Source organism: Pedobacter lusitanus, assembly GCF_040026395.1.
GTDB classification, from domain to species: Bacteria; Bacteroidota; Bacteroidia; order Sphingobacteriales; family Sphingobacteriaceae; genus Pedobacter; species Pedobacter lusitanus.
The window spans coordinates 3,077,255-3,096,020 of the sequence record NZ_CP157278.1; the positions used below are offsets into that span (position 1 = coordinate 3,077,255).

Here is an 18,766-nt window from a genome sequence, read left to right on the forward strand (position 1 = left end):
CCAAAAAAGAAGAACATGAGAATTCTACTCACTTTAATCACCTGCTGTATTCTGCTTTTTTCCTGCAGAAGAGACCATTCATCAACAGATCAGGCAGCAACACTACAAGAAAGAACAACAGCCAGTACAGCATCTACAGATACTGATGCTGAAGACAATGTAAAAGTAGCCGGCGTCCCTCAAAAGGCCTATACAGTGGCTGCATACATTGCTAAAAATAATAAAGCTCCGCAGGGATATGTTGGCGGGACAGTTTTCCAGAACCGGGAAGGACGATTACCGCAAGGCGTAGCTTATAAAGAATACGACGTGAACCCCAAAGTCAGAGGACAGAACAGAGGGGCAGAACGAATTATAATCGGAGCTGATGGCATCCGTTATTATACGGGAGATCATTATAGAACATTTACAAAATTTTAAAGATATGAACGGATTTTGCCTCTTTGAAGCTGGAAAAGAAAAAGACCTGATTAAGGACAATACACGTATTGTGCAGATAGATGGACGTGAAATTGTAACTGTGGATGAGTTTATTCACGATATAGCCGGGCAACTCGACTTTCCGGATTACTATAGCAGTAGTCTGGATTCACTGGAAGAACTGCTTAACGATTTAAGCTGGCTTAAAGAATCCGGGTTTGCAATTATAGTCCGCAATTACTCATTTTTCCTATGCGAAGAAAAGAATCTTGCACGGAAAGCCAATTTACTGGCATTACTTAATGACGTAGCCGAACAATGGGATAACGTACCTAATTATCCCGGAGAAGAAGATTTCAGGAATAAAGCTGTCTTTAATATATATGTAGAGAAAGGATCAGCTGCAGTTTCTGAACTGGAGAAACTTAAAATCAATTACAGCGAGGCTAAATAATCCGCAGCATAAAGGTCTCGCTCAACAAAAAAGGTGGTACTGATTATAATCAGTACCACCTTTTTTATATCAGCAGGTTAATATTCAGCTCCACCGGACTTAGGCCGGTCTGCCTCATTTACCCCCCAAGTAGCAGATGGCCGGGCTCCCATATATAAGGTCAGCTCTCCGCCAGCAACAATAGCAGCATGTCTGAGATAATTTTTAGTATAAGGTTTGCCATTTAATACAGCCTTCTGGATAAACTTATTTTCCGGGCTGTTACCAATGACCTTAATTTCAAATTTCCTGGCCCCCGGCAGATTAATAACTGCCTGATCAACCAGTGGTGAACCAAATACATATTCCCCGTTAACCGGATTAACCGGATAGAATCCTAAAGCTGAGAACACATACCAGGAAGACATCTGTCCCAGATCTTCGTTTCCGCAAAGACCATCAGGTTTAGCTGTATATAATGAATCTGTGATCTGGCGTACTACCTGTGCAGTTCTGGATGGTTTACCAGCATAAGCATATAAATACGGTGTATGATGATTAGGCTCATTACCCTGCGCATATTGTCCGATCAGACCACTGATATCAGGAGAACCACCTTTGTCAACAACAGAACTGATACTAAACAAAGAATCCAGTTTTCTTGTAAAACCACCCTCGCCACCAAATAAACGGATTAATCCTTCAGGATCCTGAGGGACCAGCCAGGTATACTGCCATGCATTCCCTTCCGTATAATCATCCTCACGATGTTTAGATGCTACCGGATCAAAAGGTTTACGCCAGCTGCCATCGGCCAGTTTACCACGCATAAATTCTACCTGCGGATCAAAATATTCTGCATATAATTTTGCTCTTTTACTAAAATAAGCATAGTCTTGCTCTTTATGCATTGCTTTTGCCATACGGGCGATACACCAATCGTCAATTGCATATTCCAGCCCTTTTGCAACGGCTTCAGGTACCTTATCAGCTGGAATATATTTCAGTTGCTGAATATATTCTATACCATCCTCTTTCTGCATAGCAGAATGTTTAATAGCTTCATAAGCAAGCTCCGTATCATATTTTCTGAAACCTTTCAGATAAGCATCTACAATAATTGGCACGGCATGATATCCAATCATCGTATTGGTCTCATTACCCATTAAATGCCATACAGGTAATTTGCCCTGTTGTTTATAAATAGCCAGGAATGAATTGATAATATCCGATACTTTATCAGGATGCACAATTGTATACAAAGGATGAAAGGCACGATAAGTATCCCATAAAGAGAAAGTAGTATAATTATCAAATCCTGGTTTGTGATAAACTTTCTTATCAGTACCGCGATAATCACCATTTGCATCATTAAATAATGAAGGAGCAATCATCGTATGATACAAAGCAGTATAGAAAACCTTTTTAATATGATTACTTCCCTGGATCTGAATTTTTGATAACTCCCTGTTCCATTTTGCATTGGCCGATGCAACTACTTTAGCAAAATCCCATGCCGGAATTTCAGCTGTTATATTGGCCAGTGCGTTCTCATAACTAACCGGAGAAATCCCCACTTTCATTTGCAGCACGTTTTGTGCAATAGCTTTAAAATTAAGCACAGCTTTCATTTTTTTACCTTTCCCCTCAATCCCGGAGGCAACCTGCGTGCTGTCATAAAGTGAAATACTGCTTAATGGCTGCGATAATTTAACTGCAAAATACAAGCGCTGGTCATCAGCCCATCCTTTAGACATACGATAACCTACAAGCGTTGTACTGTTTACCTGTTTGATATAAGTCTCCATTGGTTTATCCCAGCCAACACCATCACTCAAATCCAGCATTACATGCGGATTATCCTGTTTTGGAGCAAAAGTATAACGATGAAAACCAACTCTTTCAGAAGCAGTAAGCTCAGCCTTGATCTTATATTTATCAAGCACAACACTGTAATAACCAGGTTTGCTTATTTCATTTGCATGAGAAAAAGTAGATACATATCCATTTTTCTGATCCGTTTTAGTCCCCTTATCCAGCTGGACCTTACCTGTGGCCGGCATCACCAGTACATCATTCAGATCCCCGATTCCCGTACCACTTAAATGCGTATGCGTAAAACCAATAATAGTATTACTCGAATAATGGTAACCACTGCACCAGTCCCAACCCTCAAAAATATTTGTCGGACCTAACTGAACAGCTCCAAATGGCACATTAGCCCCAACAAAAACATGTCCGTGCGCATCAGAACCGATTATCGGATCAACATATTGACTTAAGTTATTCTGTGCGCTCAGATTAAAACTAAAAATGAAACTGCAAATAAAGATTAAACCTGCCTTTTTTCTACTCATCTTACTCATATAAATTGCAAAAATAAAAAACACCGGCCCTTTTATGCCAATAACAGGCGATAAAAAGACCGGTGTATGTAATTTTATTGTTTTAAACCGGTTCTTAGAAGTTAGGTTTAGCTACATCCCACCATAATCTGGTACCGCCATTATCAGGACCACCCAATAACTGGATACCTTTATCTAATTCAGTACTGTTTGTATTACGTTCATTCTGTGGGAATGGCAATCTTCTGATCTGAACAGCTGTATTAACTGTACCGCTACTGTTATTCTGAACCACAGGGAATAGTTTTGGATATCCTGTACGACGGAATTCAGACCATGCTTCCTGACCTTCAGGGAAAACAGCTATCCATTTCTGGGTAATGATACGTTCTAGTTTTTGCTCATTAGTAGCTCCATTATCCCATTTCACTGTAATAGAAGTTGGCGAAGGTGCATTATTAACTGCGTTTCTAGGATCCGAATAAGCTGCCGGAACGTTAGTCGCATTGTTAAAATAAGTACTGGCATCACCCAGTCCATACTGCTGGAATGAAGTGCTGATACCAGATTCATATAAACTCTGAGCACTTCCACCTGCATTAGCCCATCCTCTTAAAGCTGCTTCAGCACGCAGGAAATAAACTTCTGCTGCAGTCATTAACTGAACAGCACTTGATTTTGAAAACGTAGGCGTACCATCTTTCACATTCAAGCCAGAATAACCGATATAATCATCTTTAGAAGCAATACTGGTACCAATACGGATTCCTTTGTACTGACCCGCTGCCACTTTATCAGTAGCTTTATCAAAATACTTACCTAATCTTGGATCTGCATAACCAGATAAATAAGACTCAATAGAAGCATTCATTCTTGTGTCTCCCCAATCCTGAGAGATAAATACCAATGGATTGCTGAATCCTACACCCAGAACTTTAACAGCCATATTATCAGCAGCAGTGGTTAACAATCCACCATTTGCAGGGTTCATTGCTTTTTCACCTTCTAACTGAGCTTTTGCAGGATCAACCTTTACCAGACGCAATGCTAATCTTAAGCGCAGTGAGTTGGCATATTTCAACCAGGTAGCCAGATTTCCATTATAAACCAGATCAAAATCACTAAAGTTGAAAGGGAGTGTCTTACCAGCAGTAACAAAGTCATTTATTTTTTTCTGCGCATCATCCAGTTCAGTGAAGAAGCTATAATAAATATCCTTTTGACTATCATAAGGATTATTCACTTTTAAACCAACAGTACTGTAAGGAATAGGACCATAGATATCAGTTATCCTGCTCATAGCAGTCACTTTAATCAGCTGGGATACTGCCCATACTGATGGATAAGTCTGGTCAATTCCGTTGTTTTTCAACTTTCTTACATTGGCCATTATATTTAAATAACCTACTTTAAAAGCCTCGCCATTCCAGCCCTGAACCATGAAATAATTCAGGTTATTATTACCACCGTTAAATGGTGTAGGAGACATGAAGTAACCCGAAAAGTTATCAGCATTTAAATTCTGCTGAACCTGGTAAGAGTTTGGATCACCACCACCAGAAAAGTTAACAACAGATCTCTGCTCCATCTGGAAGAAGAATTTCAGGTCGTTATAATCTGAGATTAATTCTTTGTCAGCAATACCTACAGGATCTGTATTGATATTTTCAAAGTTTTTTTTGCAGGAGGTGATGGTCAATACGGCCAGACACAGTGCACCCGCCACACGTAATCTGCTTGCCGGAATTGATATATTGAATTTCGTTTTCATTTTCTTTGTCTTATTATTAAAAGAACAACTGGTTACTAAAAGTTAGCGTTTAGAGAGAAGCCATAATTACGTGTAGCTGGCGGCATAAAAATATCTACACCAGAAAGCCCGTTTCCTGTTGACATACTCAACTCCGGATCAAATGGAGCTTTCTTATAGATGTAAAACAGATTTCTTCCAGTCACCGATAACTTCAGATTTTTAATGAAACCTGGTTTCATTGGTATATTATAACCAAAAGACATCTCTCTCATACGTACTACAGTTGCACTGTACATGTGCTCACTTGAAATACCTTCTCTGCCACCAACAACACTGTACCATTTCTGCGCATCTACTTTTGAAACAGGATTACCTGCCTGATCTACACCATTCACAGAAACGCCACCCTGATCACGTGCAACACCAGTTACTTTGGCAACTCCGTATTGTTCAAGCATAGATTCAGTGATAGACATTACTTTACCACCAAATTTACCATCAACCAGGAAGCTTAATGAGAAGTTTTTATAGTTGAAACTATTGCTCCATCCCAGTTGCCATCTTGGATTGGCATTACCCAGGAAAGTATTATTACCACCATCTGCTGAAGTAGGTTTTCCATCAATAATCAATACTCTTCCCTGAGCATCACGTTTTAATGAAGTACCATAGATATCACCAAATGATCCGCCTTCTTTGAATTTAGAAACATAGTTAGCACCCGAAGCACCACTTAAAGTAAACTCAGAGATCTCTGGAGAAAGCGCAAGGATTTTATTTCTGTTCATTGAATAGTTTAAGCCTGTTTTCCATTTCAGACCATCACCATTCAGTATATCATAACCAACAATTATCTCTATACCTTTATTCTGAACATTTCCGGCATTAAAATAGTATTGATTATACAAAGAAGCCTGAGAAGCATCAGCAGTAAAGAACTGATTTTTGGTATTTGTTTTATAGAACGTAAAGTCAAAATTTAAGCGGTTGTTGAAAAATCTCCACTCCGTACCAACTTCAATAGAGTTAGTACGCTCAGGTTTTAAATCTGCGAAAGAAGATCTGATTGGAGTAGAAATTCCACCACCAGCACCAAAAGAGTTCATGATGTTAGTTACGTAGTTTGGCACATCATTACCCACCTGCGCATAAGAACCACGGATTTTTGCAAAACTAACCCATTCAGGCAATTTCAGTTTTTCATTAATGATAAAGTTAATACCTACCGAAGGATAAGTGAAAGGATTACCATTAGTAAAAGCTAAAGCTGATGACCAGTCCGTACGTACAGTTGCATCTAAGTTGATCCAGTTATCAAACCCAACACTTGCACTTGCAAAAACCGAACGGATTTGTTTGTGATTATAAGTGTTACCAGAGTTTAAAGGATTTAATGCCTTGAAATTCTGAAGAACAAATTTGTTAGGGATATTCAGCCCGTCTTTTCCTGAATTAAAAGTAACACCGTTATCATAAAAATCCTGGATACTTGTACCCGCTGTTCCTGTAATTTTAAATCTGTCCAAAGGAAGATTCACATTTGCAATCACATCAGCGTATTGTTGTCTGGAGTTATTATTGGTATAAACATAACTTCCATTTTTATCTGTCAGGGTTGGTGAAGTACCAGCATAGTTCTTCATATCATAAGTGTCCGTATAAGTATCCATACTTCCACGCGCCTGAAAATCCAACCATGTGTTTACTTTATATTTAGCACTTACGCTCAGCATCAGACGATCTCTGCTTAGTTCATTCTGATTTCTGTTATTAATCCACCATGGGTTTTGCTGAATGTCTTCTGATAAGAAAGGCCAGTTCTGCGTATTCAGGTTTCTTGCAGGATCAAATTTCTCATATCCTGATTTGTACTGCTGTAAGTCTAATCCTCTCGGGAATAAATACAGTCCCGTTAAAGGATTAAAATAAAGACCAATCATTGGAGAATTCTTGATCTTCTGTCTGATATAGTTAACGTTTCCGGAAAGTGTCAGTTTATCATTAAAGAAACTTCCTGTCTCTTTCAGGTTGACGTTATGACGGCTCAACTCATTTCCTGGCTGAATACCAGATGCAGTAGTATTTGCATAAGAGAAATAAGTCTGTAATTTTTCTGAACCGGCAGACAGGCTGATCGAGTTGGTATAGCTTTGTCCTGTTCTGAAATATGATTTCAGATTATCCTGACCATTTGATATAGCAGGGCCCCAGCTCTGTGTAGAGTTTCCTGAAGTCTGGCCATAACCGTTCTGAAATTCAGGTTTGGTTGCTGCCTGATCAAGACTGAAAGTCGAGTTGAAATTAACTTTCGCTTTTCCTGCCTCACCAGATTTGGTAGTCACGATAATTACACCATTTGCAGCCTGGCTACCATATAATGCCGCTGCCGAACCACCTTTCAGTACAGATATACTAGCGATATCCTCTGGATTCAGGTTGGAGATCGGGTCACCACCATCATAAGAACCACTTCCGCCAAAGGCAGAGTTTGGCTGATTTGAAGAAGCATCTCCTGTACTTGAAACTTTCTGAGATGAGCTGCTGTTATTCATCGGAACTCCATCAATCACATAAAGTGCCTGATTACTTCCTGAGGCAGATTTACTACCCCTTAGAATTACTTTTGCAGAACCACCCACACCAGATGAACTGCGGGAAATAGTCAAACCAGCTACTTTACCATTCAGTGAGTTCACTAAGTTGGCATCTTTAGATCTGGTTAACTCATCACCAGCAACCTGCTGTGTAGCATAAGTTGTAGAACGGCTGGTTCTTTTAATACCTAAGGCCGTTACCACTACAGTATTTAATTCCTGTGTATTAGACTTCAGAACTACGTCCACAGTAGACTGACTGCCAACTGTGATTTCCTGCTTATCATATCCTACATAAGAGAAAACAAGGATCTCTCCTGCTTTAGCAGTGATACCATACTGCCCTGAAGCGTTGGTTTGCGTAACCAGCTTCGTCCCCTTTACCTGAACCGATACACCCGGTAATGTAGTTCCGGTAGCATCACGCACTGTTCCCCTCACCTCATCGGCTGCAGCGAAAGCCGGGACATTCATTAAAGGTGTTAATAGTTTAGGATGATCTGACTTTACCGTTGCAAAAGCATGCGACGATGCGTAAAGTAGTAAACATGTCAATTGTAATGTTTTTTTCATTTTTGCTGATTACAGTTAAATATTTTGGTTAGCTCTTTTGCCTTCAAAAATCCGTGAGGACAAACCCCCGTATCTTCATAAAAAAAATACGCGTTAAGGTAGAGACCCCATTTATATTGAAATTGCCTACAAGATTATCACTTTTTATTTAATAAAATCGAATTAGCAAGCGTTTAAAGTATCATAGTTTTATTACTTATATTATTTATCTTGCTGATCTTATAACTATTATTAATTCCAAAAGCCCTTGAAACCTGACTTATCTTCCTTATGGACAAAGGTTTGCGCAGAAGATGACGTAAAAGCTTTTGAAGCTTTATATTATCTTTTATTCAACCGGCTTATTAAATTCTGCATTTATTATGTAGGAAAAAAAGAAGTGGCTGAAGAGATTATTTCTGATATTCTGGTCAGATGCTGGGAAAACAGGAAGGCAGATACGGTAATTCTCAATCTGGAAACCTATCTTTTTACTGCTGTCAGGAATCAGTCTCTGAAATATCTTAAAAAAAACGCAAACATTCATCTGGTGGAAATTGAATCGTCCAATGAGTTTCAGTTTATGGATCATGCAGATCCTGAAAAAGAACTGGAGAGTAAAGAGTTGCACTATAGATTAGACCAGGCAATTGATAAGCTTCCCGCGCAAGCCAGAATCGTATTTAAGCTGATTAAAGAAAACGGGATGAAATACAAAGAGGTGGCAGAAATTCTGGAAATTTCTCCCAGAACAGTACAAACACAATTATTCAGGGCAATAGATAAATTAAGAGTGAGTCTCAGGGCCTATCACCATATTTATACACAGGGTACCAGTAGCGACAATACAACCAATTTAATAGTTTTAATATTTTTTTTACATATTTTTCAATTCTTGTAAGCAATTTTAACAAAAAAGGGTACTACTCTATACAAAGTATAAATAATGTCCAATGACTGATCAAAAATTCACTGAATTACTTAGCGAAAAACTATCGGGTGAAATCTCCGCTGGTGATGATCAGGACTTTATTGCAATGCTTGCTGCAAATGAAGATTACCGGCGTGAATACGAATCTTTATGTACTTATTTTCAGCAGCAGGATCGTCCTTATGAGAATGCAGACATTATATTCCAGCAAATAAAAAACAGAATTAACATTGTTGGTGCTGAACCTAAACCGATTTTCAGCTCAAATAAGCTTTCACGGTCATTCAGCCAATGGTATCGTATTGCAGCTATTTTCATTTTCGGACTCTGTACCTTTTTCGCCTATCAGTTTTTCAAAGCAAAAAATGTGGCGGATTCAGGTATGGAAATAGCCTGGAAAAAACAATATACCCGCAGCAGACAGACTTCTGTGTTAACACTTGCGGACGGTAGCAAAGTCACTTTAAACGCAGAAAGCGAAATTAAATACCCGGTTTCTTTCACGGGCACTAATAGAGAAGTCTATCTGGATGGTGAAGCCTTTTTCGATGTAGCTAAAGATCATCAGCATCCTTTTATAGTACATACCAGAAATATCAGTATAAAAGTACTCGGAACTGCTTTTAATGTAAAATCCTATAAAGATGAACAGGCTACTGAAACCACATTACTGAGAGGAAAAGTAGAAATCACACTCAATAAAAGACCGGAAAAACACATTTTACTGAATCCTGCAGAAAAATTCACCCTGATACATGCTTTGGACAGTACTGCAGAAAAACTTAACGGAGAGATATACAGAATCACCCCGTTAACTTATTATAAGGATGATAAAGATGCCATTCTTGAAACCTCATGGATGAACAACAAGCTTCTTTTCAGAAATGAAAGCTTCTCCCTGCTAAGTATGCGTTTATCCAGATGGTATGGAGTAAATTTCATCTTTAAGTCAGGGAAGCTGAAGGACGATAAGTTTACCGGAGAGTTTGAGAAAGAAAGTTTAACAGAAGCATTAAAAGCATTACAGTCCATTACCCCATTCGAGTATAAAATACAAGGAAAAACTATCTATATTTACCCTGCAAACTCCTATCGCTAAAGCGATATGGCTTTCAAAAGCGTAAATATTATAGATGAGGACCGTAGTCAAACTGCTGATTTTTTTTGCGCTGCAGATTACCCTGAATGCTTATTCACAAACCAGGGTGACATTGGAATTAAAATCTGCTGGTTTTGAAAAGGTAATTGATGCCATACAAAACCAGACACCCTATCATTTTATTTATAGTGAAGCGCAGATCCCTTCCAAAAAAATCACTATTAAAGTCCGGGATAAAGAGCTCTTTACAGTGCTCAATCAACTTTTAAAAGGAACATCTTTCACCTACAAATTACTGGAAAACAATCTCATTGCAATCAGACCGTTAACCCAGGATCATTCTGTCAGACTGATTAAAGGAAAAGTAACTGATGAAAACGCTGTACCCATAGCCAGAACATCCGTAAAAGTCAAAGGAACCAGACTCAGCACTAAAACGGACAATAATGGTGAATTCTCTATCCCTGCAGCCCCCGATGCTATTCTTGTGCTGAGTCAGGTGGGTTATCAGTACCGTGAATTTCCAACAAAGGAAAACACCTGGCTTGATATCGCTATGCATCCGCTGCAAAATGATCTTGAAGAAGTTATGGTAACGGCCCTGAATATTCCAAAGGAAGAACGTAAAATCGGCTATGCCATATCGGCTATCAGTGGATATTCACTGACCAAAGCAAGAGAATCAAATATAATCAGTGCCCTGGAAGGACAGGTAGCAGGTTTGAATATCAGCGGCGTAAATGGCGGTCCGGCCTCCTCTGCAAGAATCCTGCTGCGTGGTGCGGCAAGCATGACTGCCGGTTCCCCCCTCTTTGTCGTTAACGGAGTACCTATAGATAATACCCAGCGCGGAAGTGCCAATGAATACGGAGGTCCGGATTACGGAGACGGAATCAGCAATATCAATCCTGATGATGTAGAAACAATTACGGTTTTAAAAGGATCTGCAGCTTCAGCACTTTATGGAGCCCGTGCAGCCAACGGCGTAATCCTGATCACGATCAAAAGTGCCCGGAAAAACTCAGGCACTGCAATAGAATACAACACCAACCTCTCTTTTGACCAGGCAGTAAACCACACCGATTTTCAGTATATTTATGGACAGGGAACACAAAACCAGCGACCCGAGACTGTTGCTGCAGCCGTTGCTTCAGGTCTGTACAGCTGGGGAGAGAAACTGGATGGACAGCCTGTCATTCAGTTTGACGGAAATAAGTATTCCTATTCGGCAGTAAAGAATAATATTCAGCAGTTCTACAGAACGGCTCCCGCTTTTACCAATACCATTTCGCTAAGTCATGGCGGACAAAACGGAACTATACATTTATCAGCCTCCAATCTTAATCAGCAGTCGATTATCCGTAACAGCAGCTTAGACCGCAAAACAGTTAATCTTTATACCACTCATGAGCTTAGCAAGCAGCTAAGTATAACCTTTAACGGCAACTATATCCGGGAGTACAACAAAAACAGATCCTATCTGAGTGATGGCCCTTTGAATCCTAATTATGGTATTGCCGCATTAGCTACCAATATTAACCAGGCCACCCTGTCTCCGGGATACAATATAAATACAGGAGCCGAAACACCCTGGAACAATGATGAGTATAAAACCAATCCATATTTCATACTGAATAAACAGGCAGATTATTCGAGCCGCAACCGTTTTATTTCTTCTGCCTCTGCCAAATATAAATTCAGTGACTGGATCTACTTACAGGCAAGGCTGGGTTATGATAAAAGTAGTGATTATATATTAAGTGTTATCCCAACAGGAGCCGCCTTTTCAGTGAATGGAGAAGGTGGAATTAATTCGCTGAAAAAGTCAGACATTTCAGAATTAAACAGTGACCTGTTACTCGCTGCCAACAGGAATATTACCCGGGATCTTAACCTGGATGTTTCTGTAGGGACCAATTTCCGGAAAAGAAAAGTAGAATCGAACGGACTGATGGGTTCAAGATTTATTATACCCTATTTATATACCCCATCTAATCTGGTTACTGTAATCAACAATAATACTTTTGCCAAAATAGTAACAGAATCAGCTTATTACACTGCTGATCTGAATTACAAAAACTATCTGAATCTGTCAGCGACAGGCAGATATGATGTCTATTCTACCTTACCCCGGAATAACAGGGGTATATTTGTTCCTGGTGTCTCTGCCAGTTTCGTTTTCTCTGATCTTATCAAATTAAAAGGATTGAATTATGGCAAGCTAAGGGCCAGTTTTGCAAAAACCAGCGGAGAACCGATACAACCTTATACCACACAAACCTATTATTATACCACCAGTGACGTCAATGGAGTCCCTCTGGGAAATTTCTCCAGAGATCTCCCCAATTATAATTTAAGACCTTTCACCTTAAATGAATTTGAAACAGGTATTAACTTAAAGCTGTTTCAGAACCGTCTTTTCTTTGACTTCACCTATTTCCACCGGGTTACCAATAACGAAATTATCAATGCTAAACAATCTGTAACCTCAGGCTTTACTTCGGCCTATGTCAACTTAGGAAAAACACGTAATTCAGGCATAGAAGTACTCTTACAGGGCATTGTCTCTGACCGTAAAGATTTCAAATGGAGAACAGGTTTAAACATCAGTCATATTAACAACCGTTTACTCTCTATTGATGGTTCCAGCAAATATGCATTAGCTGGTACATACAGACCACTGAATGCATATACAGCTATGGTGGTTGGCAAGCCCGTTACACAAATCATGGCCTATGACTATTTACGTGATGCCAGTGGAAATATGATCATTGGATCTGATGGAATACCCGTTCGCGGAGAGTTAAAAGCTATGGGAAATACGCTGCCTAATGTTTATGGCGGTTTCAGCAATAACTTCTATTATAAAAACTTCAGCCTTTCGATGCTGATCGATTTCAAATACGGAAATAAGATCTTATCCGCTACAGAAAACTATTCTTATGTATTCGGACTGAACAAAGCTACGCTGGAAGGCAGAGAGACCGGTATTATTGCCTCCGGGGTACATGCAGATGGCAGCATCAATACAACCAGTGTACCGGCATATAATTACTATCCGCAGCTGGCCACCAATATTTCAGCTTTATCGGTGCTGAATGGCAGTTTCATTAAAGTCAGACAAGTTACCCTTGGTTATACTTTCCCTGCAAACACTTTAAAAAGGACTCCGTTCAGTGCTATTTCAATTGATCTGGTAGCAAGAAATTTATTTACCCTGGCCAAATACACTAAAAATATTGATCCCGAATCTGAATTCTCTCCTACATTAAGTTATGCCGGAATTGAAGGAGCCTCCTTACCCGCTACCCGGACTTTTGGTATCAATGTTAATTTTAAATTTCAGCAAAACAAGAAGCCATGAAGAAGGTCTGTATACTCCTGCTTAGTTTTTTAATTGTTACGGGGTCCGGCTGCAGTAAAGCACAGCTGGATAAAATCAATACCGACCCGACAAAATTACCCGGAGAATCCTATAATCCCGATGAACTGCTCTCAACAGCTCAGTTTAAATCCTCAAATAAAGGCTATTATCAGTTGCTCTATCAGAGTACGATGATGCAGTTGCTGGCCTCTACTTATTTATATTATAATAATGGCGATAAATATGTTAATGCAGGAAGTTTCACAGATTATCAGGGCAGAATATTTGAAGAAGGTTATGCTGATGCATCTACTATCAGAGAAATGCAGCGTCTGGCCAGAGAAAAAGATCCGGTTAAATATTCAAACCTGATTAACATTGGAGATATTATGTTTGTGCTGATTCTGCAGCGCATTACTGATTCTTATGGAGATGTGCCTTATTCCCAGGCATCAAAAGCCAGAGAGGGCATTAAGTATCCCATATATGACACACAGCAGGATATTTACAATTCAATGCTGACTGATCTGGATAAAGCTATCGATGGCCTGGACCCGGCAAAACCCAAACCAACTGCCGATTTATTCTATCAGGGTGATATCAGCAAGTGGAAAAAATTCGGCTACTCACTGATGTTAAAAGTAGCGATGCGTTTAACAAAAGTAGCTCCTGAAAAAGCCAGATCCTGGGCAGAAAAAGCAGCTTCTGGAACTTTTACCGACATTAGTGATAATGCTCTGGTGCTGACCGATGAATCCAATCTGGACGGCCAGAACGGCACTTCCCTGGCTTTACGCACTGTATCAGACTACAGAGAGGTGCGATGGAGCAAAACGCTCATTGATGAACTCAGAAAAAATAATGACCCCAGGCTGGCTGTAATTGCAGAGGTTCCAAAAGATGGCTTAGCTAATAATATCAATGAAAATCTTGCAGGCAATACTGATCCCGCAGTACAAATCGGGCTACCTAATGGTTATGATTTATCCGGTGGTACTTATGACATCAGTAAATATGCCGGATATCCAGGCGGGACAGGTCAGAATTCAGATTTTGCTCCACTGGGCAAATACTCAAGGCCAAGGACTGCTGTCTATCTGAAATTGGGAGGCCCGAATTTTATCATGACTTATGCAGAGACTGAACTGTTAATAGCCGAGGCTCAATTGAGAGGATGGAATGTTCCTGGTACAGCAGCCGGACATTATGCCAATGGTTTGAGAGGTGCTTTACAAACCATGGCACAAATGGATAAACTTGCCGCAATTCCTGAGCAGGCCATCAATGATTATGTAACGAAGCACCCGCTTGATGAATCCAGCAGTCAGAAAGCCTTTGAAATGATTAATACACAATACTGGATCACTACCGGCACCACCTTTAACTTTATTGAAAGCTGGCTGAACTGGAAAAGATCAGGTTATCCTTTACTGACTCCTGTTAATTATCCTGGAAATGTAACTGGTGGAACTATTCCAAGAAGGCTGATTTACTTATCTACAGAAGTGTTGAATAATACCGATAATTACAGAGCTGCGGTTGCAAGATTACAGGGAGGAGATGTGCTGACTTCCAGAGTATGGTGGGATAAATGATTAATTCCAGATAGAGGTTGAAAAAAAATGGACATCAAACAGGAACGTGTTCATTTTTTAAAAAAAAATGAACACGTTCCTGTTTGATGTCCAGATAATTATATCAATTGCTATTTACCTAAAAGCGCCTTCGCTTTTGCAACTACATTATCAGTGGTAAAACCAAATACTTTGTAAAGTTCCTCTGCCGGTGCAGATTCTCCGAAAGTATGCATGGCGATAATATCCCCCTCATCGGTCACATATTTATGCCAGCCCAGCGGAGATCCTGTTTCTACAGCCAGACGCTTGCGGATAGCCTTTGGAAAAACTTTCTCTTTATACGCAGCATCCTGTTTTTCAAACAACTCCCAGGACGGCATACTCACCACACGTGCCTGAATGCCACTTTCTTTAAGTTTTGCCTGCGCATCAAGAACCAATGCAACTTCAGAACCTGTAGCAATCAGAATCAGGTCTGCTTTACCTTCAGCATCAGACAGGATATAGGCTCCTTTTTCCAGATTTTCTGCTTTACCATATTTATCCTGATCCAGTATTGGCAATCCCTGTCTGGTGAAAACCAGTACAACCGGGCCGTCTTTATGCTCAAGAGCCACACGCCATGCCTGAGCAGTTTCATTGGCATCAGCAGGTCTGATTAAAGTGATGTTTGGAATAGAACGCAGAGAGATCAGTTGTTCAACCGGCTGATGCGTGGTTCCATCTTCTCCCAGACCGATACTATCATGAGTATATACAAAAATAGGTCTGATTTTCATGATCGCCGCCAGACGGATAGGCGGACGCATATACTCAGAGAACATCAGGAAGGTTGCACCAAAAGGAATTACACCTTTGGTTAAAGCCATCCCTACCAGGGCCGATCCCATGGCATGTTCACGAATACCAAAGTGGAAATTGCGGCCTGTACGGTCTTCAGGAGTGAAAGAAGTATATTCTTTTAAATTAGTATCCGTAGATGGAGCCAGATCTGCTGCTCCGCCAATTAAACCAGGCAAACCCGCAGCAATTGCATTCAGTACTTTTCCTGAAGCCTGACGGGTAGCCATTTTGTCTTTAGCAGGCGCAAATACCGGTAATGATTTTTTCCAGTCTTTTGGCAGTTCGCCTGAATGAGCTTCTTCATAAGCAGCTGCCAGTTCCGGGAATTTCACTTTATAAGCGGCAAAAAGCCCGTCCCATTTCTCATTAGCCTCTGTTCCTTTTTTACCCGCAGCCTGATAATAAGCATCAACTTCGGCAGGAACAAAAAATGATTGAGCAGGATCAAAACCAAAGAATTCCTTAACCAGTTTAATTTCATCAGCTCCCAGTGGAGAACCATGAGAACCAGCAGTATTTGCCTTATTCGGACTACCATAGGCAATCTGCGTACGAACCTTAATCAGTGACGGACGATGAATTTCTGCCTTCGCATTTCTTACTGCATTAATAATCGCGGTAATATCATTTCCATCACTCACTTCCTGTACATGCCAGTTATAAGCTTCAAAACGTTTGGTTACATCTTCTGTAAAAGCAATATCAGTATCCCCTTCAATAGAGATATGATTATCATCATATAAATAAATCAGATTACCCAGTTCCAGATGACCTGCTAAAGAAGCCGCTTCAGAAGTCACTCCTTCCATCATATCACCATCACTGCATATCGCATAAATCTTATAATCAAAAAGATCAAAGCCAGGCTTATTGAATCTTGCAGCCAGATGTTTCTGCGCAATTGCAAAACCCACACCATTTGCAAAGCCCTGCCCCAAAGGACCGGTAGTTACATCCACGCCGTCTATCAAACCATATTCAGGGTGGCCGGCAGTTTTACTGTTCAGCTGACGGAAGTTCTTCAGATCGTCAATCGTTACATTGAAACCGGTCAGGTGTAATAAGCTGTACTGTAACATACAACCATGACCTGCCGATAAAATGAATCTATCCCTGTTAGCCCAATCCGGGTTTTTAGGGTTATATTTCATATAATGAGCATACAATACGTGTCCCATTGGCGCTGCGCCCATAGGCATCCCCGGATGTCCGGAATTCGCTTTCTGTACAGCATCAATTGATAAGGTACGTACAGTATTAATAGCTAATTCTTCAATGTTAAGATTTGAATCCATTTCTATATATTTATTTTGATACTTTTACTACGATCATTAACGCCAATTTGTTTTAAACAATTCAATTTTTGACAGTACATAAATATACATAATCCCTTGCTGTCTAGTACCCCGGGTTCTGTGTTAATGCAGGATTTTTCTGGATCTCACTTGCCGGAACAGGTAACAGATTATAAAAAGTCTGATAAGAGTTAGACAAAACAGGCTCCTCAGCTTTTGAAGCTGATTTTGCACTTTCTATCAATTTGCCCCAGCGCTGAAGATCCAGACGACGATGCCCTTCTCCGCATAATTCCCAGCCACGTTCCTGATAGAGCTGAGTTCTCAGTGCATCCTGAGACAAACCTGCCAATGGTGCTATCCCTGCCCTTTGTCTCACTTCATTGATAGCACTTAAAGCCGTTTGGCTATCACCACTCTCATTAGCCGCCTCGGCCAGCATCAACAAAACATCTGCATATCTGAAAACATAAATATCCAGTCCGCTGTTGCGTTCATCAGCATCCAGTCTCCACCATTTAGGGCCAAACCATACACTGACTTTATTGGCTGCATCAGTTGCAAAAGCAGTCCCGTTATACCCTGTTGCAATCTGCGCCGCTTTACGTTTATCTTCAGGTGCAAAACTGTTGGCAAATGACTGATAAGGTACATAACTGCGGTACCATGGTTTTTTACTGAAAGGCTCAACACCTACCCTGCTGTCCGGAGAATAAAATCCATGCTGATAACTATTCAGCAAATCTTTCTGAAAATCAATTTCGAAGATAGACTCCTTATTGAATTCATTATTCGCACTAAAAACATCGGCATACTCTGGCAGCAGCGTATAGGTTCCCGAATTTTTAATAGCCTGAGCTGTATTTTTTGCATTTACCCAGTCCTTATTCCAGAGATAAACTTTTGTCAGTAAGGTCTGTGCAGCTCCTTTGGTTGCCCGCCCTTTGTCGGCAGCAGCATAAGTATCCGGAAGTGAAGCAATAGCCGATGTCAGATCTGAAATCATCAATTTTCTGATCTCGGCCACAGGCGATCTTGGCAGGCTTTTAACCGTCTCCGTATTACTGTAATTTGACTCCGTAATCAGCGGGGCATCACCAAACAAACCCGTTACATAATAGTAAAACAAGGCCCTTAAAAAACGGGCTTCCCCTTCCGTTCTTTTTTTAAGATCACTGGTTCCGGATTTAGGTATTTTATCAATGCACTGGCTGGCATTATAAATGCCTTTATAAAAACCTCCGTAAACGATCAGTGAACTTCCGGAGTTATTAGCGGATAAATTCAGTGCCCCCGAATTAGGTCTGCGTATGGCATCACAATCTTCATCCAGAATCTGCCACAGATCCTGCTGGAATAAACGCTGCGGGTACTCGCCCACGAGCCAGAAATAGACACCATTGACGCCCTGAACAGCATCCTGATCAGTTTTAAAAAATTGTTCCGGTGCTATAAAAGTTTTGGGTTCTTCTGTAAGTTGTTTCTTGCAGCCTGTTATTCCAAATAAAACCAGACTCACGGCTATATATAATACTTTTTTCATCATGCTGAATTTGAGGT

The 18,766-nt window shown here is 40.3% G+C and carries 11 protein-coding genes; 6 read left to right on the plus strand and 5 right to left on the minus strand.

The window, feature by feature from the left end; translation table 11 throughout:
• The first annotated feature begins 15 nt into the window (after window positions 1-15).
• Both PL_RS13090 and PL_RS13095 read left to right on the plus strand, forming a co-directional pair.
• A complete protein-coding gene (locus PL_RS13090; RefSeq protein ID WP_052496247.1) occupies window positions 16-420 on the plus strand; it encodes a ribonuclease domain-containing protein in 405 nt (134 codons plus the stop codon).
• Between the two features lie 4 nt (window positions 421-424).
• Window positions 425-874, plus strand: a complete 450-nt coding sequence (locus PL_RS13095; RefSeq protein ID WP_052496246.1) for a barstar family protein — start codon at window positions 425-427, stop codon at window positions 872-874.
• 77 nt (window positions 875-951) lie between these two features.
• Here PL_RS13095 and PL_RS13100 read toward each other — a convergent pair whose 3' ends face one another.
• The 3 genes from PL_RS13100 to PL_RS13110 all read right to left on the minus strand — a co-directional run bounded on the left by PL_RS13100 (window position 952) and on the right by PL_RS13110 (window position 8,118).
• Window positions 952-3,210 carry a GH92 family glycosyl hydrolase gene (locus PL_RS13100; protein WP_041886832.1) on the minus strand — a complete coding sequence of 753 codons (2,259 nt, stop codon included), beginning with the start codon at window positions 3,208-3,210 and terminating at the stop codon, window positions 952-954.
• Between the two features lie 103 nt (window positions 3,211-3,313).
• Window positions 3,314-4,969 (minus strand): RagB/SusD family nutrient uptake outer membrane protein, encoded by a 1,656-nt coding sequence (locus PL_RS13105; RefSeq protein WP_052496618.1) that lies wholly within the window; start codon window positions 4,967-4,969, stop codon window positions 3,314-3,316.
• A gap of 35 nt (window positions 4,970-5,004) precedes the next feature.
• The gene (locus PL_RS13110; RefSeq protein ID WP_041886830.1) at window positions 5,005-8,118 is read right to left on the minus strand and encodes a SusC/RagA family TonB-linked outer membrane protein; all 3,114 of its coding nucleotides are present in this window, start codon (window positions 8,116-8,118) and stop codon (window positions 5,005-5,007) included.
• A 247-nt stretch (window positions 8,119-8,365) separates the two neighbouring features.
• Here PL_RS13110 and PL_RS13115 point away from each other — a divergent pair, with 247 nt between their 5' ends.
• Genes PL_RS13115 through PL_RS13130 form a run of 4 tightly spaced genes read left to right on the plus strand, consistent with a single transcriptional unit; the run spans window position 8,366 to window position 15,086 of the window.
• Complete coding sequence (locus tag PL_RS13115; RefSeq protein ID WP_348619688.1) at window positions 8,366-8,998, plus strand: RNA polymerase sigma-70 factor; 633 nt, start codon at window positions 8,366-8,368, stop codon at window positions 8,996-8,998.
• A 52-nt stretch (window positions 8,999-9,050) separates the two neighbouring features.
• The gene (locus PL_RS13120; RefSeq protein WP_052496617.1) at window positions 9,051-10,127 is read left to right on the plus strand and encodes a FecR family protein; all 1,077 of its coding nucleotides are present in this window, start codon (window positions 9,051-9,053) and stop codon (window positions 10,125-10,127) included.
• 34 nt (window positions 10,128-10,161) lie between these two features.
• Window positions 10,162-13,491, plus strand: coding sequence for a SusC/RagA family TonB-linked outer membrane protein (locus PL_RS13125; RefSeq protein WP_052496616.1), 3,330 nt, complete (start codon window positions 10,162-10,164; stop codon window positions 13,489-13,491).
• Complete coding sequence (locus PL_RS13130) at window positions 13,488-15,086, plus strand: SusD/RagB family nutrient-binding outer membrane lipoprotein (protein WP_041886825.1); 1,599 nt, start codon at window positions 13,488-13,490, stop codon at window positions 15,084-15,086. The genes PL_RS13125 and PL_RS13130 overlap by 4 nt, the downstream gene beginning before the upstream one ends.
• A 110-nt stretch (window positions 15,087-15,196) precedes the next feature.
• On the opposite strand, the gene tkt is transcribed toward PL_RS13130, so the two are convergent.
• Window positions 15,197-17,206 (minus strand): transketolase, encoded by a 2,010-nt coding sequence (gene tkt, locus PL_RS13135; protein WP_041885272.1) that lies wholly within the window; start codon window positions 17,204-17,206, stop codon window positions 15,197-15,199.
• A 103-nt stretch (window positions 17,207-17,309) separates the two neighbouring features.
• A complete protein-coding gene (locus PL_RS13140) occupies window positions 17,310-18,752 on the minus strand; it encodes a RagB/SusD family nutrient uptake outer membrane protein (RefSeq protein WP_041885273.1) in 1,443 nt (480 codons plus the stop codon).
• Between the last annotated feature and the right edge of the window lie 14 nt (window positions 18,753-18,766).

Coding starts and splice junctions, on each gene's coding strand:
- PL_RS13090 (WP_052496247.1), top strand. CDS start 16: ATGAGAATTCTACTCACTTTAATCACCTGCTGTATTCTGCTTTTTTCC.
- PL_RS13095 (WP_052496246.1), top strand. CDS start 425: ATGAACGGATTTTGCCTCTTTGAAGCTGGAAAAGAAAAAGACCTGATT.
- PL_RS13100 (WP_041886832.1), bottom strand. CDS start 3,210: ATGAGTAGAAAAAAGGCAGGTTTAATCTTTATTTGCAGTTTCATTTTT.
- PL_RS13105 (WP_052496618.1), bottom strand. CDS start 4,969: ATGAAAACGAAATTCAATATATCAATTCCGGCAAGCAGATTACGTGTG.
- PL_RS13110 (WP_041886830.1), bottom strand. CDS start 8,118: ATGAAAAAAACATTACAATTGACATGTTTACTACTTTACGCATCGTCG.
- PL_RS13120 (WP_052496617.1), top strand. CDS start 9,051: ATGACTGATCAAAAATTCACTGAATTACTTAGCGAAAAACTATCGGGT.
- PL_RS13125 (WP_052496616.1), top strand. CDS start 10,162: ATGAGGACCGTAGTCAAACTGCTGATTTTTTTTGCGCTGCAGATTACC.
- PL_RS13130 (WP_041886825.1), top strand. CDS start 13,488: ATGAAGAAGGTCTGTATACTCCTGCTTAGTTTTTTAATTGTTACGGGG.
- tkt (WP_041885272.1), bottom strand. CDS start 17,206: ATGGATTCAAATCTTAACATTGAAGAATTAGCTATTAATACTGTACGT.
- PL_RS13140 (WP_041885273.1), bottom strand. CDS start 18,752: ATGATGAAAAAAGTATTATATATAGCCGTGAGTCTGGTTTTATTTGGA.